The sequence below is a fragment of the Celeribacter arenosi genome (assembly GCF_039539485.1).
GTDB classification, from domain to species: Bacteria; Pseudomonadota; Alphaproteobacteria; order Rhodobacterales; family Rhodobacteraceae; genus Celeribacter; species Celeribacter arenosi.
Genome location: NZ_BAABDF010000007.1, coordinates 436754 through 460937, shown reverse-complemented (window position 1 = coordinate 460937; position 24184 = coordinate 436754). Strand labels below are relative to the sequence as shown.

The 24184-nt window shown below is 56.8% G+C and carries 24 protein-coding genes; 13 read left to right on the top strand and 11 right to left on the bottom strand.

Annotation, left to right across the window (positions count from 1 at the left end; translation table 11 throughout):
• Positions 1-3: 3 nt before the first annotated feature.
• The 8 genes from ABD815_RS09840 to ABD815_RS09805 all read left to right on the top strand — a co-directional run bounded on the left by ABD815_RS09840 (position 4) and on the right by ABD815_RS09805 (position 6640).
• On the top strand, positions 4-903 hold the full coding sequence (locus ABD815_RS09840) for a dihydrodipicolinate synthase family protein (protein WP_344846801.1): 900 nt from the start codon (positions 4-6) through the stop codon (positions 901-903).
• Between the two features lie 47 nt (positions 904-950).
• Positions 951-1184, top strand: a complete 234-nt coding sequence (locus tag ABD815_RS09835) for a 2Fe-2S iron-sulfur cluster-binding protein (protein WP_344846799.1) — start codon at positions 951-953, stop codon at positions 1182-1184.
• Entirely contained in the window at positions 1184-2584 is a 1401-nt protein-coding gene (locus ABD815_RS09830; protein WP_344846797.1) for an FAD-dependent oxidoreductase, read from the top strand. Before ABD815_RS09835 ends, ABD815_RS09830 begins: the two co-directional genes overlap by 1 nt.
• On the top strand, positions 2581-3684 hold the full coding sequence (locus tag ABD815_RS09825) for an NAD(P)/FAD-dependent oxidoreductase (RefSeq protein ID WP_344846795.1): 1104 nt from the start codon (positions 2581-2583) through the stop codon (positions 3682-3684). Before ABD815_RS09830 ends, ABD815_RS09825 begins: the two co-directional genes overlap by 4 nt.
• Positions 3681-4457 (top strand): SDR family NAD(P)-dependent oxidoreductase, encoded by a 777-nt coding sequence (locus tag ABD815_RS09820; RefSeq protein ID WP_344846793.1) that lies wholly within the window; start codon positions 3681-3683, stop codon positions 4455-4457. Before ABD815_RS09825 ends, ABD815_RS09820 begins: the two co-directional genes overlap by 4 nt.
• A gap of 23 nt (positions 4458-4480) precedes the next feature.
• The gene (locus tag ABD815_RS09815) at positions 4481-5425 is read left to right on the top strand and encodes a hypothetical protein (RefSeq protein WP_344846791.1); all 945 of its coding nucleotides are present in this window, start codon (positions 4481-4483) and stop codon (positions 5423-5425) included.
• Between the two features lie 56 nt (positions 5426-5481).
• Positions 5482-6057, top strand: coding sequence for a DUF4405 domain-containing protein (locus ABD815_RS09810; protein WP_344846789.1), 576 nt, complete (start codon positions 5482-5484; stop codon positions 6055-6057).
• Between the two features lie 76 nt (positions 6058-6133).
• Positions 6134-6640, top strand: coding sequence for a hypothetical protein (locus ABD815_RS09805; RefSeq protein WP_344846786.1), 507 nt, complete (start codon positions 6134-6136; stop codon positions 6638-6640).
• A 35-nt stretch (positions 6641-6675) separates the two neighbouring features.
• Here ABD815_RS09805 and ABD815_RS09800 read toward each other — a convergent pair whose 3' ends face one another.
• Complete coding sequence (locus ABD815_RS09800) at positions 6676-7632, bottom strand: MBL fold metallo-hydrolase (protein WP_344846784.1); 957 nt, start codon at positions 7630-7632, stop codon at positions 6676-6678.
• A 23-nt stretch (positions 7633-7655) separates the two neighbouring features.
• A complete protein-coding gene (locus ABD815_RS09795; RefSeq protein WP_344846782.1) occupies positions 7656-9137 on the bottom strand; it encodes an FAD-binding oxidoreductase in 1482 nt (493 codons plus the stop codon).
• A 168-nt stretch (positions 9138-9305) separates the two neighbouring features.
• Between ABD815_RS09795 and ABD815_RS09790 the strand changes: the two genes are divergently transcribed.
• Positions 9306-9941, top strand: coding sequence for a GntR family transcriptional regulator (locus ABD815_RS09790; RefSeq protein WP_344846780.1), 636 nt, complete (start codon positions 9306-9308; stop codon positions 9939-9941).
• A gap of 14 nt (positions 9942-9955) precedes the next feature.
• On the opposite strand, the gene ABD815_RS09785 is transcribed toward ABD815_RS09790, so the two are convergent.
• From ABD815_RS09785 to ABD815_RS09775, 4 genes are all read right to left on the bottom strand, one after another.
• On the bottom strand, positions 9956-10639 hold the full coding sequence (locus ABD815_RS09785; RefSeq protein ID WP_344846778.1) for an aminotransferase class I/II-fold pyridoxal phosphate-dependent enzyme: 684 nt from the start codon (positions 10637-10639) through the stop codon (positions 9956-9958).
• Positions 10545-10757: an aminotransferase class I/II-fold pyridoxal phosphate-dependent enzyme gene (locus ABD815_RS15120; RefSeq protein ID WP_425549853.1), complete on the bottom strand. Its 213-nt coding sequence runs from the start codon at positions 10755-10757 to the stop codon at positions 10545-10547. The genes ABD815_RS09785 and ABD815_RS15120 overlap by 95 nt, the downstream gene beginning before the upstream one ends.
• 643 nt (positions 10758-11400) lie before the next feature.
• Complete coding sequence (locus ABD815_RS09780; RefSeq protein WP_344846777.1) at positions 11401-11598, bottom strand: hypothetical protein; 198 nt, start codon at positions 11596-11598, stop codon at positions 11401-11403.
• A 321-nt stretch (positions 11599-11919) separates the two neighbouring features.
• On the bottom strand, positions 11920-12570 hold the full coding sequence (locus ABD815_RS09775) for a HipA domain-containing protein (RefSeq protein ID WP_344846775.1): 651 nt from the start codon (positions 12568-12570) through the stop codon (positions 11920-11922).
• A 22-nt stretch (positions 12571-12592) separates the two neighbouring features.
• On the opposite strand from ABD815_RS09775, the gene ABD815_RS09770 reads away from it, so the two are divergent.
• On the top strand, positions 12593-12985 hold the full coding sequence (locus tag ABD815_RS09770; RefSeq protein WP_344846773.1) for a hypothetical protein: 393 nt from the start codon (positions 12593-12595) through the stop codon (positions 12983-12985).
• A gap of 44 nt (positions 12986-13029) precedes the next feature.
• Here the strand turns inward: ABD815_RS09770 and ABD815_RS09765 are convergent, their stop codons facing one another.
• A complete protein-coding gene (locus ABD815_RS09765; RefSeq protein WP_344846771.1) occupies positions 13030-13593 on the bottom strand; it encodes a thermonuclease family protein in 564 nt (187 codons plus the stop codon).
• A gap of 475 nt (positions 13594-14068) precedes the next feature.
• Between ABD815_RS09765 and ABD815_RS09760 the strand changes: the two genes are divergently transcribed.
• Together ABD815_RS09760 and ABD815_RS09755 are read left to right on the top strand one after the other, a co-directional pair.
• A complete protein-coding gene (locus ABD815_RS09760) occupies positions 14069-15838 on the top strand; it encodes a bifunctional helix-turn-helix transcriptional regulator/alpha/beta hydrolase (RefSeq protein WP_344846769.1) in 1770 nt (589 codons plus the stop codon).
• Positions 15839-15919: 81 nt separating this feature from the next.
• Complete coding sequence (locus ABD815_RS09755; protein WP_344846767.1) at positions 15920-16261, top strand: CBU_0592 family membrane protein; 342 nt, start codon at positions 15920-15922, stop codon at positions 16259-16261.
• Between the two features lie 163 nt (positions 16262-16424).
• Here the strand turns inward: ABD815_RS09755 and ABD815_RS09750 are convergent, their stop codons facing one another.
• The gene (locus tag ABD815_RS09750) at positions 16425-16886 is read right to left on the bottom strand and encodes an Lrp/AsnC family transcriptional regulator (RefSeq protein ID WP_344846765.1); all 462 of its coding nucleotides are present in this window, start codon (positions 16884-16886) and stop codon (positions 16425-16427) included.
• 133 nt (positions 16887-17019) lie between these two features.
• Between ABD815_RS09750 and putA the strand changes: the two genes are divergently transcribed.
• The gene (gene putA, locus ABD815_RS09745) at positions 17020-20484 is read left to right on the top strand and encodes a bifunctional proline dehydrogenase/L-glutamate gamma-semialdehyde dehydrogenase PutA (protein ID WP_344846763.1); all 3465 of its coding nucleotides are present in this window, start codon (positions 17020-17022) and stop codon (positions 20482-20484) included.
• Between the two features lie 71 nt (positions 20485-20555).
• Here putA and ABD815_RS09740 read toward each other — a convergent pair whose 3' ends face one another.
• From ABD815_RS09740 to ABD815_RS09730, 3 genes are all read right to left on the bottom strand, one after another.
• Positions 20556-22100, bottom strand: a complete 1545-nt coding sequence (locus tag ABD815_RS09740; RefSeq protein ID WP_344846761.1) for an alanine/glycine:cation symporter family protein — start codon at positions 22098-22100, stop codon at positions 20556-20558.
• A gap of 13 nt (positions 22101-22113) precedes the next feature.
• Positions 22114-22551 (bottom strand): universal stress protein, encoded by a 438-nt coding sequence (locus tag ABD815_RS09735; RefSeq protein WP_344846759.1) that lies wholly within the window; start codon positions 22549-22551, stop codon positions 22114-22116.
• A gap of 368 nt (positions 22552-22919) precedes the next feature.
• The gene (locus tag ABD815_RS09730; protein WP_344846757.1) at positions 22920-23930 is read right to left on the bottom strand and encodes a LacI family DNA-binding transcriptional regulator; all 1011 of its coding nucleotides are present in this window, start codon (positions 23928-23930) and stop codon (positions 22920-22922) included.
• Between the last annotated feature and the right edge of the window lie 254 nt (positions 23931-24184).

Sequence of the window (24184 nt, the reverse complement as noted above, 5' to 3'; positions counted from 1 at the left end):
CCCATGCAAAAAGATGACCTACACGGCTACGTGCCCGCCATCGCGACGCCCTTCAACGAGAAGGGCGAGATCATGGAAGACGCCTTTGTCGATCTCTTCGAGTTCCTGCTGTCACGTGGGGCAACCTGTATCTGCATCGCAGGCGATAACGGTGAAAGCTGGGCGCTGAATGCTACCGAACGCGGTCGACTCGTGCGTCTTGCCAAGAACACCGCAAAGGGCCGTGTCCCGGTGATGATGGGCATTTCCGCCCCGACGATCGACGCCTCGCTGGCCTATGTGCGCGCGGCCGAGGAAAATGGCGCGGATGTGCTCCTGTCTATGCCGCAAACCTATGTTCTCAAGGCGTCAGAGGCGGAATTGATGGCACGGTTCGACAAGGTCTCGGCGGCGACGAAACTGCCGCTGGTCTTGTATAACTCACCCCGGCGCATGGGCTTTTCGCTGACCATCGACCAAACCGAATCCCTGCTCGACAATCACAATGTTATCGGGATCAAGGAAAGCCAGCGCGATTTCTTCTATCACACGCATCTGTTGCACCGTCTTGGTCACCGGATGTCGGTGATGACCGGCCCATGTCACTACATCCTGCCCGCCTTTGCACTTGGTGCCAAAGGCTTCATCGCGACAGGGCCGGAGTTCACGGATATGCTGCCCTCGGATATGGCCGCGGCCGGCACCGGCGCCCCTGATGATGCCTATCGACATGCACATCACCAGCTGACGGTGCTTTACGAGTTGCTGATGGGCACCGGCACGTGGCCCGCGTCGTTCAAAGCAGCGCTAAACCTTGTCGGCCAGCCTGCTGGCGTGCCGCGCGATCCGGTGATGCCGTTAGGCGATGCCGACATCGACAAGATCAAGCGCACCTTTGACGCATTGGGCATCTCTTACAAATGATCCGGTTGGTTCCAAACCATGCAGCCCGGATCAAACGGTCTGAAAAGGTGACGTTCACTTTCGATGGCATGCCTGTTGAGGGCCATGACGGCGAAATGCTGGTCTCTGCATTGGTGCGCGCGAACATCCTGACCCTGCGCCATGCCCCGCACGATGCCGCTCCGCGCGGCGCGTTCTGCTGCATGGGGCTGTGTCAGGAATGTGCTGTGGTGGTGAAGGGACAGACCGTCGAGGCTTGCCGCACCGAAGTCACTGCCGACCTTGTGGTTGAGCGGGTCTGATGTCTGATTCCTTTGACATTGCCATCGTCGGTGCTGGCCCTGCCGGCGGCCATGCAGCATTGAGCGCCGTCAAAAGCGGGCTGCGTGTGGTTTTGCTGGACGAACAAGCTGCTGCTGGCGGACAAGTCTGGCGGTGCAAGTCAACGAGTATTGTCTCCGCGCCGATGACACCTGAGAGCCTAGCGGGGAATACGTTGCGCAAAGCGCTCGCTGAAAGTGCGGTGACGCATCACCACGACACCCGTGTCTGGGACATCCGACGCGAGGACGACCAATGGCAGCTGCAAATCCTGAAAAACGCGAAATCAAGCCAGATCCACGCCCGCTCTCTCATTCTTGCCACAGGCGCGCGCGAGCATGTCCAACCCGTGCCCGGCTGGACGACACCCGGCGTGATCGGGCTGGCAGGAGCAACCGCGCTTTTCAAACAATCCCTGACCTTGCCAGGCAAGCGTACCGTTGTCAGCGGTACCGGCCCATTGGTGTTCTACGTTGCCAGTGAAATCAGGCGACTGGGCGGCACCGTCGCCGCCGTGGTGACCCCGAACTCACGCACCGACTGGGCGCGTGTCCTGCCCGCAATGGCACTGCAGCCAAAGCTGGTGGCGCGTGGTGCACTGTGGGTCGCAGACCTTATGTTGGCGGGGGCACCAATCCTTTGGGGGCATGCCGTGTCGCGCGTCAGCGGGCATGATCATGCAACAGGTGTTGCAACCCGAAATCTGGCACGAGGAACCGATGGGCCGTCGATTGAGGCCGACAGCGTCTGCTTAGGCCATGGATTGATCCCTAACATCGAGGCCGCGCAGATGCTTGGCGTTCCGATCCGGCATGATCCCGCATTGGGTGGCTGGGTGCCCGAAGCCGAGCCGGATGGTCGAACGCCTGTCGAAGGTCTCTATTTGTGTGGGGACGGCTGCGGCATTCGCGGAGTGACCGCCGCAGGCCTGCAAGGGACGCTGGTGGGGGCGCGAGTTGCGCGCGATCTGGGCAAATCCTCGCCCAAACCTTCGCTGCGCCCTTGGCAGCGTGCCGCGCGGTTTGGCCAAGCCATGACCGCTCTGTCACTGCCACGCCCCGATCTGGAGGCGCTTTCCACCGACGACTTGATCCTGTGTCGCTGTGAAAGCCTGACCCGCGCCGACATCATCGCTGAAATCGACACAGGTGCAGCCAGCACCAACGCAGTGAAATCGGGCCGACGCGCGTGCATGGGACCTTGCGGTGGCAAATACTGCCAGTCTGTGATTGCCACATTGATCGCAGACCGGACCGGAAAAGATGCGAAAGACATTCCACCGCCAACGCCTCGCCCTCCTCTACGACCTATTCCCTTGGGACAAGCGGCAGGCGCGTTTGACTATGACGACCTGCCCATCCCGAAACCGGCCCCCCTATGACGCAAGACACCACATATGACATTGCCATAATCGGCGGTGGGATCATGGGATGCGCCACAGCACTGCGTGTCGCAAATGGCGGCATGTCTGCGATTGTGCTGGATCAAGGCGATCTCGGCCAAGGGGCGTCGGGTGTGAACGCAGGCACACTGAGCCTGCAAATCAAGCGCGTGAAGCTGATGCCCTATGCCCTGAAAGGCCACCACCTTTGGGAAGAAATGGGCGCTGCCGTAGGGTTTGCCAAAACCGGCGGCTATACGCTGGCCTTCAATGCCCGCGAGGCCGAAATGCTGCAAGAGCGCCAAACCCTCAAAGCAGAGGCTGGCGCACCGATTGAATTCATATCAAACAATCGCTTACGTGCGGCCGAGCCAAACCTGACCCAAAAGGTTGAAGCGGCAAGCTTTTGCCCCGAGGACGGCTACGCCAATTCATCCCTGACCGGGCAATATTACCGAGGCCGCTTGCGCGATACCGGTATCCCGTACCGTGGGGGGTGCAAGGTGACAGCTATCGAGCGCGCGAATGGTTTCACGCTGACCACACCGCAGGGCAAGATCCACGCGAAACGCATTCTGCTGGCCGCTGGCGCATGGCTCAAACCGCTAGCCGCCCTTCTGGACGTGGACTTGCCCGTGAACGCGCGCGTCAACACAGTGTCCGTCACCGAACGCGTGCGGCCGCTGCTCAGTAGTGTCATCGGGCATGCGACCGGCCTTTTGACAATGAAACAAAAAGCCAACGGCACGGTCCTGATCGGCGGCGGTTGGCAAGGACTTGGCACGCCACAAGACGGTCGTGGCACCGTCAATACCGACACGGTCAAACCCAATCTGGCGCTGGCGCAATATGCTGTTCCTGCACTGGGGAAAGCCCGCGTAACCCGCAGCTGGACTGGCTTTGAGGCCAATGTGCCCGACTTCTACCCCCTTGCGGGCGCGCTGCCCGGTGTTCCTGATGCTTACGTCCTGGGCTGCGTGCGCGGCGGATACACCATCGGCCCCTATATCGGGCAGCTGATGGGCGATCTCATACTGGGGCGAGAGCCCGAAATGCCTCTGTTCGATCCGGGGCGCGATTTTGAAAAGGAAACGATATGACACAAGATCTGGCGCGACTGGACGGCAAATTGGCAGTGATCACCGGTGGCGGTAGCGGCATCGGTGAGGCCACGGCGCATGTATTTGCCCAAGCGGGCGCAACGGTCGTCGTTGCAGGACGCAGGCTGGAACCACTTGAAAAGGTTGCAAAAGACGTGGGCGGCCATGCCATTGCCTGCGATGTCTCGGACCAGGACGATGTGCGCGCCATGTTTGCCAAAGCCAAAGCCATCACCGGCCGCGTCGATGTCTTGCTCAACAACGCCGGCGGCCCCGGCCCGATTGCCCCCGTGGCCGAGGTCGACATGAATGACTGGATCACTTGCATGAACATCAACCTTGTTGGTGCTATGTATTGCCTGCAAGAGGCCGCCAAGATCATGACCGCCCAAGGGTCAGGCTCGATTATCAATATGTCCTCGCTCATGGGTATTCAGGGCTACCCGATGCGGTCGGCCTATGTGGCGTCGAAATTCGCGCTGATCGGCATTACCGAAACCATGGCGCGCGAACTTGGCCCCACAGGCGTTCGCGTCAATGCGTTGATGCCAGGCGCGGTTTCCGGCGAAAACATGGACCGCATCCTTGCCCGCCGGGCGCAGGCCGAAGGCCGCCCTGCGTCCGAGATCGAACGCGAGAACTACACCGATGTCGCTGCTCTGAAACGCTGGGTAGCCCCAGAAGAGGTCGGGCGTGCCGCACTTTATTATGCTAGCGATCTGAGTTCCGCCATTACAGGCGACAAGATGAAAGTGGATTGCGGTCGTTTCTGACACCGCAAACGGAAGGAAGCAAAATGAACGTCGCAACCTTGACCCTCCCCCTGCCCCACGACTGGTTCGCGGCGCAAACCGCTCTCCCTAAAAACCGATTTCGGATGTCGCGGCTGCGCGCGTCAGGCAGCGCGATGAACGGGCTTGCCGCGCGCGTCACTCAGGCCGCTGCTGAGCCGATGGAATTTGCCCCCTCTGACAGCACCCTTGACGGGGCGCAGCGACTTTTCGACAGCTACTTTCTTGTGGAACGCGCTGCTGGCGCGCCGGTTGACATGCTGCGCGCCGCCATGGCGCAGGCACTACCAATCTGCGCGGCGGATATCGAAACAGGGACGGAATTGAGCGAAGCGCAGCTCGAAACCCTCGCGCGCGGTCTTCACCGCCTCGCGGATTGGGCCCTGATTTCTACGGAGATGCCGGACTATGCGCCCCCCTCGCTGTCAGCCGACCCCCTGTTTCGATGGAAACAACAGCACCAGTTGTTCTTCCTTATCATCCACGGAATGCTGTATCTGCTTCACGTACTGGAGGAAGCATTGAGCCGCGAACATGCCCCCGTCATTCAAGTGATCTTGACGGATTTTGCAGACTTGATGGAGGCCTCCACTGTGGCCTTCCACCTTGCTGCCGACTTCTCAACCGAAGCCTACGAGACGCGCATCCGTCCGGATATGACCGCCCATGACCCGCATTTTTCGGGACTTTTCTATGCCGACCATAAAGAGTTGGTCACCAGCCTGCGCGTTCTGAAACGAGTGCCCGACGATTTCGAAGAGGAATTGAACCGGATCAGCAGCGCTATTTCCGACACTTACGACGCCCACGCCCGCGTCTGTCTGAGGTTTGTTGGCAAAACCGCAAGCCTGGCCTCCAAGGATGACAGCCGCGTTGCTGCTGAAAGCATTCGGGGCAAATACGTTAAACGGACCAAGGTCATCGCAGGGCTTGCCAATCCACGCGGGTAGAAGACGTCAGGTAAGGTGCTAGGCCTGAAGCGCATTCTTTCGGCGCTGAATACTCTTTGAGCGCGCGCGACGGAAACATGGCTGTGGAACGCATAACGTTGGAACGACGCATTCGAATACTGGGCAATACGGTGTTTTCCACCTTGAACAAATACGCAACCCCGATGATCACGTCTTTTTTCATCGTCTCTTTAGTGTCGGGGCTGGCGCTCTTTTTCCACATAGGGGGGCAGGCTTGGCAAGGGATTCACGAATGGCTGAGCATTGTCCTGATTTTTCCATTTGCGCTACACCTTTGGAAAAACTGGCGGCCTATGGTCACCTATTTCAGGCGTGCGCCAATTATGATCGCCTTTGTCGTGGCCACGGCACTGTCGCTGCCATTCTTCATGGTGGACACCCATAGCGCAGCAGGCGGACCGCCGCAGTCCGCTTTTGCTGAACAGGTCTTCACCAACAAACTCGCCACTTTGGCGCCTGCATTGGGTGTAGCACCGGAGACGGTGATCAAGCGGCTTGAAGGTGCCGGTTTTGATATGTCGTCGCCCAATCTACCCCCGCGCGGCATCGCCAGATTATCCAACAAGAGTTCATTGCAGCTGTCGGAGGCCCAGACAATTGCTGCACCATGAAACAAGCGTTCGCAGTTGGGTTGCGTCTCGCGCGGAACCAAGGCTGACAAATTGATAGACGCAACAGATCACAGGCTTGTTCCAGCCCCTCTGGATTGAGCCACATGGCACGTTTGGAGTGTCTAGCTGGGTTTGGTTGATGGGGCTTTGCGGCTACTATTTTTATGTGAGATCTGCGCGCCAGCTCATCCGCACTCGCCACCAATGCGAGTTCCGCTTTGGCGATGGTGCCGAGAAAATCAAAACTGTCGACGTCGAACGGCAGCTCCTCACCGGGTTGAACCAATTGAACCAGCACCGGATTACCGACGCCCATGCTGATGGTGTGATTATTTGCTGGCCGCTGCGAAAGGCTCGCAAACATCGCCTCACCGCTACCGCCACACCGGTTCTCCACGATGATGTTCCAGCCGGTCTGCTCATTGAGAGCTTTGGCCAGAATCCGGCCCATTGTGTCGGTTGCCCCCCGGCCCCAAAAACCGACCTCAATCATGATGGTCTTGCCCGGCTCCCAGTCCGGTCCGTCACAAGCGCGCTTGACGCAATCAAGGCAGCGGCAGAAAGCCCCTTGAGTTGGCGGTAATTTCTTCGATATCTCGCCTTTTATGCGTCGCTCAGTTACTTGTTTTGTTCAACGGCCAGGCGTTCTACCGCGCCTGCGCGCAAGCCTTCGATCTGGGTCACAAGTCCGTTTGGATCGACCATCACATTGGGCTCGCCAGCACTCCGTTCGGCCATGGCCTGACGATCCTCATCAAGGCCATTTGAAAAGCCATGTGTGGTCAGATGCACGTCGATGCCAATGTCGTTCGCCTCTGTCAGCGCACGCACACGGTCAAGGCTTTCGATAAAGGCCTCTACCTGTGGCGGGCCTTCGATGGCGTTCAGGCCCAAACCACCGATGGTGATAGCACGATGGGTCTGATCACCGTCTTTCACATCATACATGTAGGAGGCGGTGCCCCATGTGTGGCCGGGCGTCTCCAGAACGGTGAACTTATTTTCACCCAAGGTGATCTCGTCGCCATCGGCCACAACCATTTCCGGCTCGATCATGTCCCACGCGCGGCGCCCTCCTTGCGATGCTTTGGAGGAGTCCACCGCCTCGTCCCAGCCCTCCTGCGTCATCACGAACGTTGCATTCGCCAAGAGTGGCTTGAGCGCTGCTGCGCCCGCGACGTGGTCAAAATGCCCGTGGGTCATCAGGACGTATTTGATCTCTCCCAGATCGGTACCAGTCTTGGCAATGTTCTCCAGCAACAGTGGGGTGAACGGGCCATACAGCGTGTCGATCAGAACGGTGCCGTCGTCTGTGTGCACAAGCCAAGCCGAAACCCAGCAAACACCGACGAAATCAACATTGTCGAAGGGTGACCACGGCTCAACATATTGCGCATCAGGCGTGCTGAGCCAACGGCCCAGATCAGGGGGCATCTGCCCCGTGCGACCGAACTCTGCAAACTTCGCCATAATCTGGTCCGATGGGCACCCGTCAAAGAGCGCCTGCGCACTGGCGGGCATCGCCAAACCCATGGCAAGTGTCACGCCTAACCCTCTGGCAATAATATGTTTCATTGTCTCTCCTCCCGAAAAAGCTGTTAGGTCTTCTGTGCGGCATCGTTGGTTTCAGGGATGAACTTCCCGGGGTTCATCAACCCTTCTGGATCCAGCGCCCGCTTGATTGCGCGCATTGCTACCAACTGGCTTGGCTGCTTGAGCTTGCGCATCACATCCAGTTTGCTTTGGCCGATCCCGTGTTCCGCCGAAAACGATCCGTTCAGACGCGTCAGCAGTGCGAATATCTGCTGCTTGGCCTGATCCAGCGGCAAAGCCGCCCAATCCTGACCCTCTGCCGCGCTTAGAGCATAGTGCAGGTTGCCATCACCCAGATGCCCAACGGTTATAGGTTGGAACCCCATTTCGGCTACCGCCACATCCATGGTCGTGACAAATTCGGCAATCGCAGCGAGGGGTAGTGAGATATCTGTGTGATAGGCAGAGCCATTGGCCGTAATCGCCTCGAGGATCGACTCGCGCATGCCCCAAAGATCAAGGCGCTGTTGCTCGGACTGAGCGATCATCGCGTCGATGATGACGCCTTCTTCCATAAGTTGCTCAAGGGCGGCAAACACCAGACGCTGCAAACGCGTTTCACCGTCTTCCCCTGCTTCGGCATCGTCTTTACGGCTTGAAGCGACTTCGAAAAATAAACCCGTTTCGGCTAGGGCGTCCAGCGGGCGGCGGATTTTCGGAAATTCGCGGCAGATCACCTCCACGGCAGCGGCGGGCATGTATTCATAGGCCTCAACCCCGCCCCCAGTGCGGTCCTGCAAAGCGTTGAGTACGCGCGGCGCATCGCTGAGCGACGCGAGGGACAAAAAACCGGTGGTGCGGGTGACTGGCATCGGAGACAGCTTGAAGACAGCAGCCGTGATGATGCCCAATGTTCCTTCGGCTCCAATCAACAGATCCTTCAGATCGTAGCCCGTGTTGTCCTTGCGCAATCCGGTCAACGCGTTGATGATCGACCCGTCCGGCAGTACTGCCTCGATGCCAATGCAAAGCTCGCGAGTTGTCCCGTATCTTACGACGTTCGATCCACCTGCATTGGTCGAAAGCGCCCCACCAATCACTGCGCTGCCTTGCGCACCGAAGGTCAGAGGAAACACCAAACCATCCTCACGGGCGCGGTCTTGGGCTGTTTGCAGTACGACACCCGCCTCAACCGTCATGCAGCGCCCGTCCGCGTCCAAATTTCGGATCGTATTCATCCGTTCCAGCGACAGAATAATGCTCGTGTCGTCGCTGACGGGTACGCCGCCGCCGCAGAGGCCAGTGCGGCCACCGGACGGCACGATGGACACACCATGGGCGCAACATAGTCGGACAATATCGGCCACCTCTTGAGTGCTTTTGGGCCGCACGACTGCCAGCGGGATCCCCGCGTATTGCCCCGTCCAATCCTTGCAATAAGGCGCCGACACATCGGTGGCGCCAGACATCACGTGCGCCGCACCGACAATCTCAGCACAGCCTGACAGCAGGTCGTCCTGCGTAAGTGACTTCAATTCGGTGACCACACCCACTCCCCCCGTCGCTCCAGAGTGCTCAAAAATCACACCCCTAGAACTACCATGTTACACACCAGAGGGCCTGTCAATTGACATCTACCATGGTAGTATGCACTTTTGCCCCCTGACCCCTATTTGAAACGTAGGTACATGGACCCTATTTCACCGCAGAAATCTGTGACCGAGCTCGTCGCCGAGCGCATCCGGGAGGCGATCATTCTTGGATCGTTCCCGCTCGGCACCAAACTGTCCGAACAAAAACTGGCCGACCAACTTCAGGTCAGCCGCTCCCCTGTCCGCGAAGCTTTGGTGTTGTTGCAAATCGAAGGGCTTGTTCGGGTTTTACCTAAACGCGGGTCCTTCGTATTTTCGCCCGATGCACGCATCACCCGAGACCTGTGTGAGCATCGCATTATCCTTGAAACTGCGTGCCTGAAACTCTCAATCGAGCGGAACCATAAAGCGTTGCTGAAAGGCATGCGCGAGGGTATCGACCTGATGGAAAGCGCCATTAAAGCTTCCGACACCAAACGATATTCGCTTGGCGATCTATCCTTTCACCGCACCATCATCGCCCAAAGCAACAACACCTCGATGATCAAAGTCTATGAGACCACGATCGGTCCTCTAATGGCGCTGCGGACCCACCTGTTCACGATCACTGGAATCCAGCTAGATAGGTCAATGCAAGAACATACCGAAATGCTGAACGCCTGCACGATGCAAGACGTCTCAAAGGCGCAAGCCATTTGTGCAAAGCACATCAATCATCTTGCCGAACATGTCCTCGAGGAAAAACTCGACCTGACATAATAGATGTGATGACCCTAGATCCGCATCACGGCGGCAAAGCCCTCTGTGGCAGCATCAAGATTAGCTTCCGACAATCCGGCTGCATCGATCCGACCGTCTCGCGCCGTGTAGATGCCAAAATCCGCTCGAAGAGTCTCAACCTGTTTCTCCGTGAATCCAGTGTATGAGAACATTCGCTTCTGGTCCGTCAAGAAGGCGAGGTCCTGCGCGACTTGTCGATCTTCCAGCTTCTGGCGCAAGATCTGTCGCATGAGCGCAATGCGTTTGCGCATATCATCCAGTTCAGCCGTCCAATCCGCTCGCAGTTCCGCATCGTCCAGCACGGTTGCAACGATCCGTGCGCCATGACTTGGAGGCATTGAGGAACTGGACCGAGTTACCGTTCCGGCGACAGCCTGAGCTTGTCCAAGATGTTCTGGTGTATGTGTGACCAGCGTCAACGCACCAGTCCTCTCTCTGTAGACAGGAAAACTCTTGGAAAACGAACTCGCGTTAAACATTTCGCGAACCGATCCCGCGAAGATACACAGGCCGGCCACGTCTTCTTCCATACCATCGCCCAAACCCTGACACGCGCAGTCAACAAACGGCAGCAGCTTGCGATCAACAACGAAAGGAGTCAGGTTTTGGCCATTGTTCGATTGACAAATCCACACCAGTGGGGTTGTGACAGCAGGCATGGAGAAGAATTGTGTCACCGGGCTGCGCATGCGCAACCAAGTAGGATATCATTCCTTCAAAATCGAGACCGCGATCGCTGGCGCGGAAGTAAGGATAGGCCTTGATCGTCAGTCCCGCATCTGTCGCTACAGGCACATGGTCGGCCCAGGTAGGATCGCTGAGCCAAAGCGTTTTGCGCGAGACGGGGAACCAGAATAGAGCGTCGGTCAGCGGACAGTCGGATCAGTCTCTTGTTTAAGCGTCCCCTGATGCCGGCTAGCTAGGGCCGCAACTCCCCCTACCCCTAGCCATCGTTCAATTAACTGAATTCTGGGTCTATGCGCCGCGGCACAAATGACGACGTCCTGTTGCATGGTTGGTTAGCTCTCTATGCCGCTCAGGATCCGATGCGCTTCAGTTCAACCAATTCCGCACACCTGCCAAGCGCCCGCTAAAGCGCGCCAGAAGGCGATCTCGCGTTGCACACATAGTGCACACGGCTTCGCTTAAGTTTCTGAAATTAATGATTAACCTGTCAAATCCATCACGGGACAGCTTTGGCTGACATTTTTGAATGGCGGAACTGACGGTCAAGCAGGCATTCAAACCCGCCAATCAAACGGCAGCAAAGTCCCGCAAAGCACCAGTTCCCCCAACTGCCGGATTTGCACTTGCAGCGAAAGTCCGGTCTGAAGAGTTGCACTGAAGCGACATCGGATGCTTGTCGAAGTCCAATTGGCAGCGATCCACACCTAACTTCGGGGTTATCCAGGGCGGGTTACCCGCCCCGGCACCGCAGTCATTCGGTGACTGGATCGTCATCGCGGCGCGGGAAGGCGACCATCTCGACGTCTCGGAACATGCTGTGTTTGACGTTGATCGACGAGGTGTTGCCGCTGTCGTCGGTGTTGACGAAGAAGACACCGCAGTGGTCCCAGAAGTTCTTGCCATCTTTTTCGCCGGATTTGACGTTCAGTTTCAGAGTTTGCGTAGCCAATTTTCAACCCTCACTTTGAGTGTTTCGATGTACATGGCCAAGTCGGGCACCAAGAGGATGCCAGCGGGAAAATTGCCTCGCGAGGAATGCGCTGGCGCAGGGGAATTTTCTTGTTGAAGCGGGGCTTGCACCGCGCCTGACACGGCTGCCTGATTATGTTCAACAGTCAGAAATACGGCGTTGAGGATCTGAGTTTGGCCGTCAATTTCTGGACTGGCCCGTCAAAGCTGGCCTAAAACGCTGCAACTCCTGTAATGGGCCTGCAGATTGCTCGCAGCAAATATGATCTACTGACCATAAAGCGGAAATATGATCTGCGGATCATACGGCATGAAAGGCAATCGCCCGGCGTCGTATGCCAGCGGCAATGGCTTCCGCCAGAGGCAGTGGAAACCCATCCAGCAGGTCTGCTAGTGTCTTGTCCAGGGCGGGTTCAAGTTCTGCCGCGATGACCGACAAGACTTCTTCAGCCAGCGCCACTCCAAAACCAGCCGCCTTTGCAGCCTGCGGTAAATGGCGCGGCACTACCTCATTGATCCGGTAGTGTCCGTCGACGCCCATCGCGAGGCGCATCCGGTTCTGGCGAATTTGACCGTCATCCGCGCCTTTTTTTGCGCTCAGCACGTCATAAAGCGGGGACATACGGAAACCACCAGGGCGCAATGCAATGCTGAAATTCTTCGCATGCCCATCTGTCGCCCCCAACAGCCAAAACAGCACCTGCGCGCGCAAGAAGGCGCGTTGATCTGCCTCGGGTTCATCACTGCCCGCCAGCAACCCGATCCCTTCGGTGATCCCAGGCCCACCATCCATTTGGTATTTCTGGCTGGGCGGGACTGAGAGCGCTTGGCAAAAGTCTTCCTGCGGGAGGCGGATCAAGCGACCATCCTTGGTCCAACGCCGATCGAACCGCGTCACGACAAGGCTCCGCACGTCTTCAAAGTCAGCAATCTCGACCTCCGCCACCTCCATGCCCAGGGCACGGCAAAAGCTCATGCAAAAATACGCGTTCTCAACGCTGTCGGACAATCCTCAAAGCAGTTGTTTTTTGGCCTACGCGCGTTTCCCGTTAACCCCTTTTCGCGTCACGAACCGGCTTTGTGTAGCGGGTCGGCAGCGAAGTGTTTACTCTGCCAAGAGGCCGATTGATCCTTTTCGCATTCTGCTTGCGATGGCCGAGAGAAAAGCCGCCCCGAACGTCACCTTAGCGCATTTCCCGATAACCCTCGGCGCGTTGGACTGTGATCTCGCGGAGCACCTTGTCGTGGATTTCTTCTACAAAAGTTTGAGCGTTTTATGTGCGAGTTTTGGCGACACTATTTCCGCAAAGAAAAATCACAACTTCCCCTTCGAGGGCCAATTGGTGATTAGCGAAGCAGCAATATAGCATTCAAATAGAAAACAAATGGACACTCTTGGTCGACTTGGCTGTCACTTGTGAAAAACACTCATGTGGCCTCGCTGCCTCGCCGCCGCTTTCCAGTGCTTTTTACGGACGCCTTCAGGTTCAAGTTTCGCATATTTCCCGCCCGAAAATTTGGGCCAATCAAGCGCCAGTCCTGCCTTGACCATTTCTGCGCTGAGGTCTCGCCCGTCGGGAAGAAAACAGGTTGCGACAACCCGGTCATAGGAGATGCTCGGCTCAAGCTCAGCAGTAATTGTTTGACCTTTGCATAGTTTGACCAATTCCCACTTTGCCTTTTGGCCCCACGGATGCTCAAGTTCTGGCGCATCAATTCCGGCCAACCGCAAGCTGACTTTGCCAATTCTGATTGTGTCGCCGTCTACGACGTAACACTTTCCAGTAATTGTCGCAGGCTGCGGTTCCTCCACCTGTACTGACGGCTTTGGCGCAGGTGTGCGATAAATCGGCTTGTATGTTGGCGTCGAGGTGAAAGACTGAGCCGGAGCGCTCGGCCTTGAAGGTGGCGGATACGTTCGCTTTCTACTTTGCTGTCCACCGCCGAAAAATGCTCGGATAATTAATCTAATCATCGTACACACTTTCGCGTAAACTACAGCACCTTACGTCATTTCTGAGGTTGAAGTTCATGTTGAAATCTATGTCATTACAATAACGCCTTGATAGAATTCTCTGAGAAAAATTTGGCGATTTCAGAACAGAACTATGGTCAGATTCAGGAACATAAACAGATTTTCGACCCTAGGTTCCGAGGGGCCAATATCTTCCTCGCCGCCTTTTTCTCGAAGATTACGGGCCCGATGAGAGTGCAGCTTGTGTTTATCTCGTCCTAGTTCGGCGCATGAGCGGCCTGGAAGGTCTGGTTATCATGCATTGACTCGCCGTCGCAGCCCAAAGGCGTCTTAAAATTTATGCATCTACGTCAGATGCTTATCCTGTTAATCGCGGGTGAAAACCCTGCGCACCATGATTAACCTAAGGGAAACCTTACCTTTCGACACGTTTCTTCTCTGATACCTTTTGGGCAATGGAACACGAGGAAGATTGATGGACTCCGAGCGCGCGCATCCACATGTCGACATGTCCGACCAAGATCGCAACGAAGCGATTGATCGGTTGTATGACGTCGCACTCGATCCGGAACGGTACGAAACCTTGTTGGACAAATGGGAAAGTGCGGTTCGCCCGTTGAGGGCACAGGCAGATTTTTCGGCCCCCCGCCTTCTGGATGATCCAATGATTGCCGGGCATTTTCATCGGGCCGGCGAATTTCTGGACCGGATTGACGTAGGCCGGGATGGCGACGGAATTCAGGGCATTCTTGCACCCTTCGGCAAAGTGTCCGCATTTGTCCTCGACGACTGTCTCAAAGTACGGGCCGCGAACTCGGCCGCGACCGAACGTCTCTCACTCGGGGTGAACTCCAAACTGACCGACCTCGCTGTGAACTATGAGGATATCAAGGCCATTGGTGGCACAGTCCGCTCGTTGCTTGCCAGCACCGGACAGGACACCGCCGTCCTGAGGGTGCGTTCGTTGACACGAGGCCATTTTGTGGTCCTGCGCTTGCAACGATGCCAAACCGCGGGAGGCGTGCCCTTGGTCCTTGCGGCTTCCAGCGAAGTTGGCTGGCCGGAGGGGTTCAACGACATTCTCCGCCGCGCCTTTAGCCTGACGGGTGCGGAAACGGGCGTCGTTAAGAGTCTGGTCGAGTGCTGTTCCGTGAGTGATATCGCCGTTCAACGGGGCCGCTCGATCGATACCGTGCGCGCTCAAATCAAATCCATTTTGTCCAAGACCGAAACCCATTCTCAGGTTGAATTGGTGCGGCTGGCCCTGTCGGTGATGGATATGGCGAACCTGACATTGGATACTCAGGTCGAGCCACGTTTGGTCAGCAAAGGGAACGGTTCGCTAGAATCTATTCCGTTTCAAAGCATTACAACGCCTGATGGACGCCGGTTGGACTATCTGATCTTGGGCGCCCCCAAAGGGATCCCCATCCTGTTCCTTCCGTTGGATTATGGCCTCGTCCGCTGGCCCGCCTCTGCCGAAGCCGAGGCTGCAAAGCGCGGCTGGCGCGTTATCGTTCCGGTGAGAGCGGGCTATGGTCAGTCGGACATGATCGCGAAAGCCGAAAACTTCGACGACGCGATGGTCGAAGATGTCCTGCAGATACTTGAAACGGAAAAGGTCGAGCGCTGCCCGATCATTTCGATGGGCAGTGACTCATTCTATGGGATGCAACTGGCCCTGCGCCGCCCCGACATGTTCACGGCTCTGATCGCTTGCGCGGGTGTCCTGCCAATGACGCGGCGCGAACAATTCGAGCGTATGGAAAAATGGCATCGCTTCATTCTCGCCGGTGCGAAGTATACGCCCCACTTGCTCCCTTTTATGGTCAAAGCCGGCTTCCTCCTGGCGCGCAAAATCGGCAAGCGCGGATTTGTGCATGCCGTCTACGGAAGCTCCCCCGCAGATGTAGAAACATTTGAAAACCCCGAGGTTTTTGAATCCATGGTCACCGGATCAGAAGTCGCCCTGTCCACGACCCATTCCGCGCATGAAAGCTTTTCTCGTATGCTGCTCGGCCGCCAGAACGGCGATTGGTCCGCCGATGTCGATGCTTTGAAAGGGCGCCTGCCTGTCATTTTTATGAACGGGACCGATGACCCGCAAGTTCCACGAGAATCGCTGCAGGAATTCGAAATCGACCACGATTGGATCGACTATCGAGTCTACGAAGATGCCGGCCAACTGATTTTTTTCCGTCACTGGCCGGATGTCCTGAAAATCGTCGAGTCTTTTTTGAAGTGACAGAGCGTTTTACCCTATCTGGGGTATGACGGGCTCCATCCATTTCCATAGGCTCGATCTACTGAAGTTAGGGTAGTGTAAATGGTAGAACTTGTTGAGAATCTCCGGGCATATCCCAATGCACTGCAGGCAATCGGCGTGTTCGGTTTCATGCTCTATGTTGGTGCTTTTTCAGCGATCCAAGCTGGAAGGCTTTGTGGTAACAGTATTATCTTTTCCATCAACCAAGTGGTAGCCGCCAGCTGCGTCCTCATTGGGCTGGCTGGCGCTTTTAACCTGGCTTCCTTCCTGATCCAGGTGAGCTACATCAGCATCGGGTTGTATGGTATTTCTGTTCGCTGGCGACGCGCGCGACGCGCAAACCTGTCTCGGCACTCGCAACCTCCTTGCGAGCCGGGCACAATTTCTGCACCTTTGGTCTAACCTCACTCCTGCGAATTCTTGGTGAGGTGAGAATCAAAATAGAGCCCGCGTTCGGGGCACCCTATGGCAACGTTGTTCGCCCTAACTCGCCATAGGAACGCGTTTCGCGTGCCCCGCGCGCATCCCACCCATTTTCGAACACGACAACCCGCGCAACATGCCCCTAAATCGCGCCGTCTTTGACGGCCTGCATGGAGACATGCGTCGAGGTATTTCCAACGTGGGGCAAAGTCGAAATCTTTTCGCCAAGCACCTGCCGATAGCGGCTGATGTCTGACGTGCGGACTTTCAGCAGGTAGTCATACGAACCGGCAATCATATGACATTGCTCAATTTCTGTAACTTTGCGCACCGCGTCGTTAAAGGTTTCCAGTGCCCGTTCCGTGGTATCTGTCAGCTTGACCTCGACAAAGGCCACGTGGTCGCGACTAAGCTTTGCGTGGTTCAAAACAGCGCGAAATCCGGTGATATAGCCCTCGGTCTGCAGCCGCTTTAGTCGCAGCTGACAGGGGGTCTTCGACAACCCCACCAAACGCGAAAGCTCCGTCACAGGAAGCCTTCCATCGCGACTAAGCGCTTCAAGAATTGCATTATCGTATCGGTCAAGTTGGCTATATTTGTCCATAGATCGGAGCATATGTCACAAAAAACGGCCGGATCAATAGATTTATTGCCGCCATCTTTGATGTGCTTTGGTCACACCGACCGATCCGGTCATGCTATTTATAGAGCGACACATATCCAACGAAGGCACTGCTATGCAGGTTCTCAATCAAATACGGTCCGACATCCGCTCCAACACACTTCGCGACGAAAACGCGGTTCTAGATCAATTGCGCAGTTGCGCACCGGATGAGGCGACGCGTCAGAGGGCATCAACGCGCGCTGCTGAATTGGTCCGTGCCATTCGCGCCGACGCGAATCCGGGACTGATGGAATTGTTCCTCGCAGAATACGGCCTGTCGACGGATGAGGGAATTGCATTGATGTGTCTGGCCGAGGCGCTTTTGCGGGTCCCCGACACGGATACAATTGATGAGCTGATCGAAGACAAGATTGCCCCCTCTGCCTGGGGCGCACATTTGGGTAAATCGAGCTCGTCTCTGGTGAACGCCTCGACATGGGCGCTGATGCTGACCGGTAAGGTCCTGCAAGACGGCCCACGCGTCGCAACGACGCTGAGATCTGCCGTGAAGCGCCTAGGGGAACCGATCATCAGAACGGCTGTCGGCCGCGCAATGAAGGTGATGGGGGCGCAGTTTGTGTTGGGACGCACGATTGATGAGGCCTTCGACAACGGTCGCAAAAAGGCGGCGCGTGGGTATACGTTTTCCTATGACATGCTCGGGGAGGCCGCCCTGACGGCGCGCGATGCCACGAGTTTTCACCGCGCCTATGCTCAAGCCATCGCCAGACTTTCAACGCAGTGCAAATCCGACGATATCCGCGAGAACCCGGGCATTTCGGTGAAACTATCTGCACTCCACCCGCGGTATGAAACCGGCCAGCGCGACAGAGTTATGACCGAACTTGTCGCGCGCACCTTGGAACTGGCGCGTCAGGCGCGTGACGCAAAGATGGGGTTCAACATCGACGCCGAAGAAGCCAACCGGCTCGACCTGTCTCTGGATGTGATCGAAGCGGTGCTGAGTGACCCCTCTTTGGCTGGATGGGACGGGTTCGGGGTCGTCGTTCAAGCCTACGGAAAACGCGCCGGAAAGGTGATCGATTGGCTTTATGCTCTAGCCCGAAATCACGACCGAAAAATCATGGTGCGATTGGTTAAAGGGGCCTATTGGGACACGGAAATCAAACGTGCACAGGTTGAAGGTCTGTCGGGGTATCCGGTTTTCACCCGCAAATCGGCAACGGATGTTGCCTATGTTTGCTGCGCGAAAAAGCTATTGGAAATGAGCGACCGGATCTATCCGCAGTTTGCCACGCATAACGCCCACTCGGTTGCCGCGATCCTCGAAATGGCGACGGACCTACGCGCCTTTGAATTTCAGAGACTTCACGGCATGGGCGAGGCGCTCCACGATATCGTCATGAAGCGAAACGGGACGCGATGCCGGATTTATGCGCCTGTTGGTGCACATCACGACCTCTTGGCCTATCTGGTTCGCAGGCTGTTGGAGAACGGTGCGAACAGCTCGTTTGTAAACCAGATTGTGGATGACGCCGTTCCCGCTGAGCGGATCGCACAGGACCCGTTTGGCATGGTCGATGTGGCCCAAAGCCCTGTGCGTCTGCCAATTGACCTATACGCGCCCGAACGGCCCAATTCCACAGGTTGGGATCTCAGCGATGTTGTGGATATTGACGCTTTCGATGCCGCGCGCGCACATTTTCAGGACCGTCGATGGAAGGCATCGAGCATCGTTGTTGCAGGGGAAACATCCGGGCCAGAACACGACGTCCGCAACCCCGCCAATCCCGACGACATCGTGGGCACCGTCACATTCGCAGGCGAAGCCGAGGTCAACGCCGCAATAGGCGCCTCGCGCGCCTGGGGTGAAAATGCAGCGACCCGCGCGCAAGTCCTCAACAAGGCCGCTGATCTCTATGAAGAGAATTTCGGTGAGCTTTTTGCCGTTTTGACACGTGAAGCAGGAAAGACACCGCGTGATGCGGTGGCCGAGCTGCGCGAAGCGGTCGATTTCCTGCGGTACTACGCGGCGCGCGCAACTGAGCTAACTGCGCCGCCCTGCGGAGTTTTCACATGTATTTCGCCGTGGAATTTTCCTTTGGCGATCTTCACAGGTCAGATTTCGGCGGCTTTGGCTGCGGGTAACGGGGTTCTCGCGAAGCCTGCCGAGTCCACATCCATTGTCGCCTCACTCGCCGTTGAACTTTTGCACCGTGCCGGAGTGCCCACCGCCAGCCTACAGTTGGTTGTGGGCACAGGGTCGCAGGTCGGAGCGCAACTGACATCGAACCCCCGCATTGACGGCGTTTGCTTCACCGGCTCGACGGCCACCGCGATGTCGATCAATCGCGCAATGGCTGCAAACCTGTCCCCGACCGCGCCCTTGATCGCAGAAACCGGCGGGATCAACGCCATGATCGTCGACAGCACCGCCCTGCCCGAACAGGCGATCCGTGACATCGTTACGTCGGCCTTTCAATCGGCCGGACAACGCTGTTCGGCGCTCAGGATGCTGTATGTTCAAGACGACGTTGCCAAACCGTTTCTGGAGATGCTTTTTGGGGCCATGGATGAACTGGTGCTGGGCGATCCATGGTCGCTGCAGACTGACGTCGGACCGGTCATCGACGAGGCGGCGCGCGCGACCATTCTCGACCACATCGATGCGGCGCGCGATTCCGGTCGGATTCTAAAGGTCTGTGACGCTCTGCCCGAGCGCGGCAGTTTTGTCGCGCCAACGGTAATCAAAGTTGACGGCATTGCAGATCTCAAGCATGAGATTTTCGGCCCTGTTCTACATGTTGCAACTTTCGGCTCGGAAGAGTTGGATGACGTCGTCGATGCAATTAATGCGACCGGATATGGCCTAACTTTTGGCATGCATTCACGCATCGATGATCGCATCGAACAAGTGACGAGCCGCCTGCAGGTGGGCAACCAATACATCAACCGCAACCAGATCGGCGCGATTGTTGGCTCTCAACCCTTTGGTGGTGAAGGACTGTCGGGAACGGGGCCCAAGGCAGGCGGACCGTCCTATATCCATCGCTTTACAAAAACAGAACGCACCGTCGTTCCGGTCACCGATGGACCCATCGCGAAGGAGGCCGACGTTGCGCGTCTCCTGGCATCCGCGGAACCCGCGGGCGTGCGACTGTCATCCGCCTCTTTGCCGGGCCCCACAGGGGAATCAAACCGATTGTCAGAATACGGGCGGGGCACGGTGTTGTGTTTGGGACCAACGCGCGAAGGGGCGTTGGAACAGATGCGGATTGCACAGGAAAACGGCTGCGCGGCGGTCTGCGTCGCGCCGGAGCTTTCGCCACAGGAAGGTGTTTCAGGTGTTATAGACGCGGCGGCTCTGACAACGCTTGAGGGCTTTGATTTGGTCGTGTCTGACGCGACCGATGAGGCGTTGCGCCCCCTGCGCGAGGCCCTGGCTGCACGAGAGGGGAAGATCATTCCCTTGGCGAGCGGCACGAATTTGGCCGCGCTGTGCCGCATCGAGCGCCATATCTGTGTCGACACAACAGCCGCGGGTGGGAATGCGAGCCTTTTGGCTCAGGTCGACTGAGAGACAATTGAGAACCGACCGTATCGGGTCGTTGAGGCGTAAGGCGGCATCCCGCCTTACGCCATTTTTGCTTAGTGTTTGAATCGTTTGATTTCACCAGATGCGAGGCGCGCGCTGTAGGATTTCATCTCCTTGCGAACGATCGACATCAGGAAGTAGAGGCCGGTGATATTCACCACCGCCATGGCAAAGATCGCGGCATCCGAGAAGTCGATGACCGGGCCAAGGCTGGCGGCGGCACCGATGACCACAAAGACGCAAAAGATCACTTTGAAGATCAGTTCGGATGTTTTGCCTTCGCCGAACAGGTAGGTCCATGCTTTCAGGCCGTAGTAGGACCATGAAATCATCGTCGAAAAGGCAAAGAGAACAACCGCGACTGCCAACACATAGGGGAACCAGCTGATACCCGATGCAAATGCCGCAGAGGTGAGCGCAACGCCACTATTGCCGTCGACGGTGGCAATCGCGCTTCCATCAAGGACATAGAGGCCCGTCGTTGGATCAGAGATCAACTGACCCGAAATCGTGATCACCAAAGCCGTCATTGTACAGATCACTACCGTATCGATAAGCGGCTCCAACAGGGACACGAAACCCTCTGTAATAGGCTCATTTGTCCGCACGGCCGAGTGGGCGATAGCCGCAGAGCCAACACCGGCCTCGTTCGAAAACGCTGCCCGCTTGAACCCCTGAATAAGCGCGCCGACAAAGCCGCCCGCAATCCCCAGACCGGTAAAGGCGCCCGTAAAGATCTGGCCAAATGCCCAACCGATTTTATCGTAGTTGACGATCAGGATGATCAGGGCCGCACCGACATAGAGAATGCCCATGAAGGGAACGACCTTCTCCGTCACGTTGGCGATGGATTTGATCCCGCCGACGATGACCGCAAAGACCACAGCCGCGAAAATTATGCCCGTAATCCAACCCGGGTAATCGCCCACGATGCCTGAAATCTGCGCATGTGCCTGATTGGCCTGGAACATATTCCCGCCACCGAGCGCACCGAGGATACAGAAGATCGCAAAAAGAACGGCGAGGAATTTCCCACCGGGCAGGCCACGTTCCGCGAACCCCTTGGAGATATAGTACATCGGGCCGCCCGAAACCGATCCATCGGCGTATTCGTTGCGGTACTTCACGCCGAGGGTACATTCGGTGAATTTGGACGCCATCCCGAGCAGACCCGCAAGGATCATCCAGAATGTTGCGCCCGGCCCGCCGATGCCAACAGCAACTGCAACACCTGCGATGTTGCCTAGGCCCACGGTGCCGGACAAAGCGGTCGTCAGCGCCTGAAAGTGGCTGACCTCGCCGGCATCATTGGGATCCGAATAGTCGCCTTTGACCAATGAAATTGCATGGCCAAAGTAGCGGAACTGCACGAAGGCGAAATACACGGTGAAAATCGTTGCCGCCACAACGAGCCACAACACGATCCACGGAAAACTTGTCCCCGGTAGGGGTGCAAAAATCAGGCTGACGAACGGGCCGGTGAACTTGGCAAAGGCCGAATTGACCTTTTCATCCAGCGTCATCGCCGTTTGGGCATAGGCCGGCAACGCGAGCATGAGGCCCGGTGCGGCAAGGAGTGCGTTTTTGATGAGTTTCATGATCTTGCTTTCCCTAAGCGATGACAGTGACAGGCACGGTTGCACTCATGACGAGGTTCGACGTCGCGCTACCGAAAAAGCGCTTGGCGAAACCGCCCTCTGAGGAGCGGCAAACAATGATCTGCCGGCCACCCTGCTCTTCGCAAACGGCGATGAGCGTGTCCGCTACATCTCCGTGACGCACAACGCCTTTGGCCTTCACGCCGGCATCAGTCATCGACTTCACAGCCGGATCGACGATCCGCGATCTTGCTGTCGAAATCTCTTCTTCGCGCCGCTTGTGACGCAACGCGTTTTCTTCCGCAGTCTGGAAAGAATAGGGGGACCATTCGATCACATATGTGATCACCAACTCACAGTCGCCGATCAGCGAAGCAAGTTCGCTTGCAAAGGCGAGTGCCTTGTCCCCTGACGCCGTTCCGTCGAGGCCGACTATTAGTTTTGTTGTCATTTCGTTTCCTTTTCCCTGTTGACCTGTCCGCGCATCGAACAGCCAGAAAAAGCCGCCGGCGAAATACGTTTTGCTCCCCTTGTGGGAATTCACCTATTCAGCTCTCACACGAATAGGATAGTCATTTTGGATGGTTATGAGGCCCTAGTTTGCGGATCCCTTGGTCGTTTTGCCTAAATTTTTGCAAAAACGCAGCCAAAACGCCCAATCGAGAGGCCGTTCAGTTACAAATTAGAATGTATAATGAGATGCCATTCCAATCCGGCAGGTATAAATAACCTGATTTAGGACACGCAATTCATCCAACCGCTGCAGTTTAAAATGGGCGGATTGAACAATAGTATTGGACAATAGCCGCGCAGACTTTGCTATCGCGGCGACGGAGCGCCGGTGGATTCCCGCACAATCAATTCGGCCGAAATCTCGGACACGGTCAAAGGCATTTCAGGATTGTGAATGCGTCGCAGGATAACCTGCGCGAGGATCTGGCCGAGTTTGTTTGGCGACACGCCCATGGTGGTGAGAGCCGGGGTGGATACGGCCGCGTCCTGAATGTTGTCAAAGCCGATAACCGAAACATCGCCTCCGGGGCGCTGGCCGGATCGCGACAGCGCCAGACAGGCGCCGATCGCAACCATATCTCCGTTACATACCACCGCCGTGACTTCCGGATGCGCGCGCAGGAGCGCCTGCATCGCTTCCAGTCCGGCGAGTTTATTGTCCATGGAGTCCCATAGAATACAGGGGCCCAATGCGCGTTCGGATACCGCGCGTTTGTATCCTTCGATTCGCTCACTGCGCACGATCGTCATGTCTGTGCCGCCCAGATACGCAATGTGACGATGCCCTAAATCAGCAAGGTATTCCGTCGCTTTGCGGGTCGCTTCCGCATTGCGGATACCAACGTGATCGAAGGTCTCGTTCACCTGCCGCAGAAAGGTGACCGTCGGCATTTTATGCGCGGCGAGAAGGTCGAAAGTCTCGGTCGGCGTATCAAAGGCCGGCACCCATAGAAGTCCGCCCCGCCCGTGTTTGATAACCGCTTCGAGTTGGCTGGTTTGACGCTGTGCATCGTCGCGCGTGTCGAGGATCGAGACCATGTAGCCCTCGGTCTCGAGCAGGTCGACGACCCCGCTGACAACTTCCGCATTAAAAGGGTTCGAGAGTTGGTTGATGACAAAACCGATCTCGCGGTTTTCGCCGGATCGCATGGCAGCGGCGCGAAAATCGGGAACATAGTGCAGCTTTTTTGCCGCGCGCAGAACCTTGTCGCGGGTGCTCTCGGAAATGCGCCCCGTGCCCCGCAAGACCTGAGAAACCGTGGGAATCGAAACCCCGGCTTCCTTGGCCACTGTGCCTAATGTTGGCTTACGCGACATCGTCTCTCCTGAGCTGTGGTCCCCTTAACCCCGCGAGAACTGCGCGATTTCCGCTTTGGATTCAATGGGGCGATAAAATTTTTCGACCTTTCGCATGCTTCGCGTGAGTGCCTAGCCCGCAATTCTCAATTGACACATGGTATATCGTTATACCAATCTTGTGAAGTGGGCGGGGGATTCGCAGCTTGCCGCAACGGCAATCGATCCTCATGTCCCTGTAAAGCCAACCGATGAAAAATTCGATTGGCCAAAGG

Bases quoted from the DNA above. Each gene is read 5' to 3' on its own strand.
- ABD815_RS09750 (WP_344846765.1), bottom strand. From the start codon at position 16,886: ATGGACAAATATAGCCAACTTGACCGATACGATAATGCAATTCTTGAA.
- ABD815_RS09815 (WP_344846791.1), top strand. From the start codon at position 4,481: ATGAACGTCGCAACCTTGACCCTCCCCCTGCCCCACGACTGGTTCGCG.
- ABD815_RS09760 (WP_344846769.1), top strand. From the start codon at position 14,069: ATGGACTCCGAGCGCGCGCATCCACATGTCGACATGTCCGACCAAGAT.
- ABD815_RS09830 (WP_344846797.1), top strand. From the start codon at position 1,184: ATGTCTGATTCCTTTGACATTGCCATCGTCGGTGCTGGCCCTGCCGGC.
- ABD815_RS09770 (WP_344846773.1), top strand. From the start codon at position 12,593: ATGCAAAAATACGCGTTCTCAACGCTGTCGGACAATCCTCAAAGCAGT.
- putA (WP_344846763.1), top strand. From the start codon at position 17,020: ATGCAGGTTCTCAATCAAATACGGTCCGACATCCGCTCCAACACACTT.
- ABD815_RS09755 (WP_344846767.1), top strand. From the start codon at position 15,920: ATGGTAGAACTTGTTGAGAATCTCCGGGCATATCCCAATGCACTGCAG.
- ABD815_RS09730 (WP_344846757.1), bottom strand. From the start codon at position 23,930: ATGTCGCGTAAGCCAACATTAGGCACAGTGGCCAAGGAAGCCGGGGTT.
- ABD815_RS09825 (WP_344846795.1), top strand. From the start codon at position 2,581: ATGACGCAAGACACCACATATGACATTGCCATAATCGGCGGTGGGATC.
- ABD815_RS09800 (WP_344846784.1), bottom strand. From the start codon at position 7,632: ATGAAACATATTATTGCCAGAGGGTTAGGCGTGACACTTGCCATGGGT.
- ABD815_RS09840 (WP_344846801.1), top strand. From the start codon at position 4: ATGCAAAAAGATGACCTACACGGCTACGTGCCCGCCATCGCGACGCCC.
- ABD815_RS09820 (WP_344846793.1), top strand. From the start codon at position 3,681: ATGACACAAGATCTGGCGCGACTGGACGGCAAATTGGCAGTGATCACC.
- ABD815_RS09775 (WP_344846775.1), bottom strand. From the start codon at position 12,570: ATGGAGGTGGCGGAGGTCGAGATTGCTGACTTTGAAGACGTGCGGAGC.
- ABD815_RS09765 (WP_344846771.1), bottom strand. From the start codon at position 13,593: ATGATTAGATTAATTATCCGAGCATTTTTCGGCGGTGGACAGCAAAGT.
- ABD815_RS09740 (WP_344846761.1), bottom strand. From the start codon at position 22,100: ATGAAACTCATCAAAAACGCACTCCTTGCCGCACCGGGCCTCATGCTC.
- ABD815_RS09735 (WP_344846759.1), bottom strand. From the start codon at position 22,551: ATGACAACAAAACTAATAGTCGGCCTCGACGGAACGGCGTCAGGGGAC.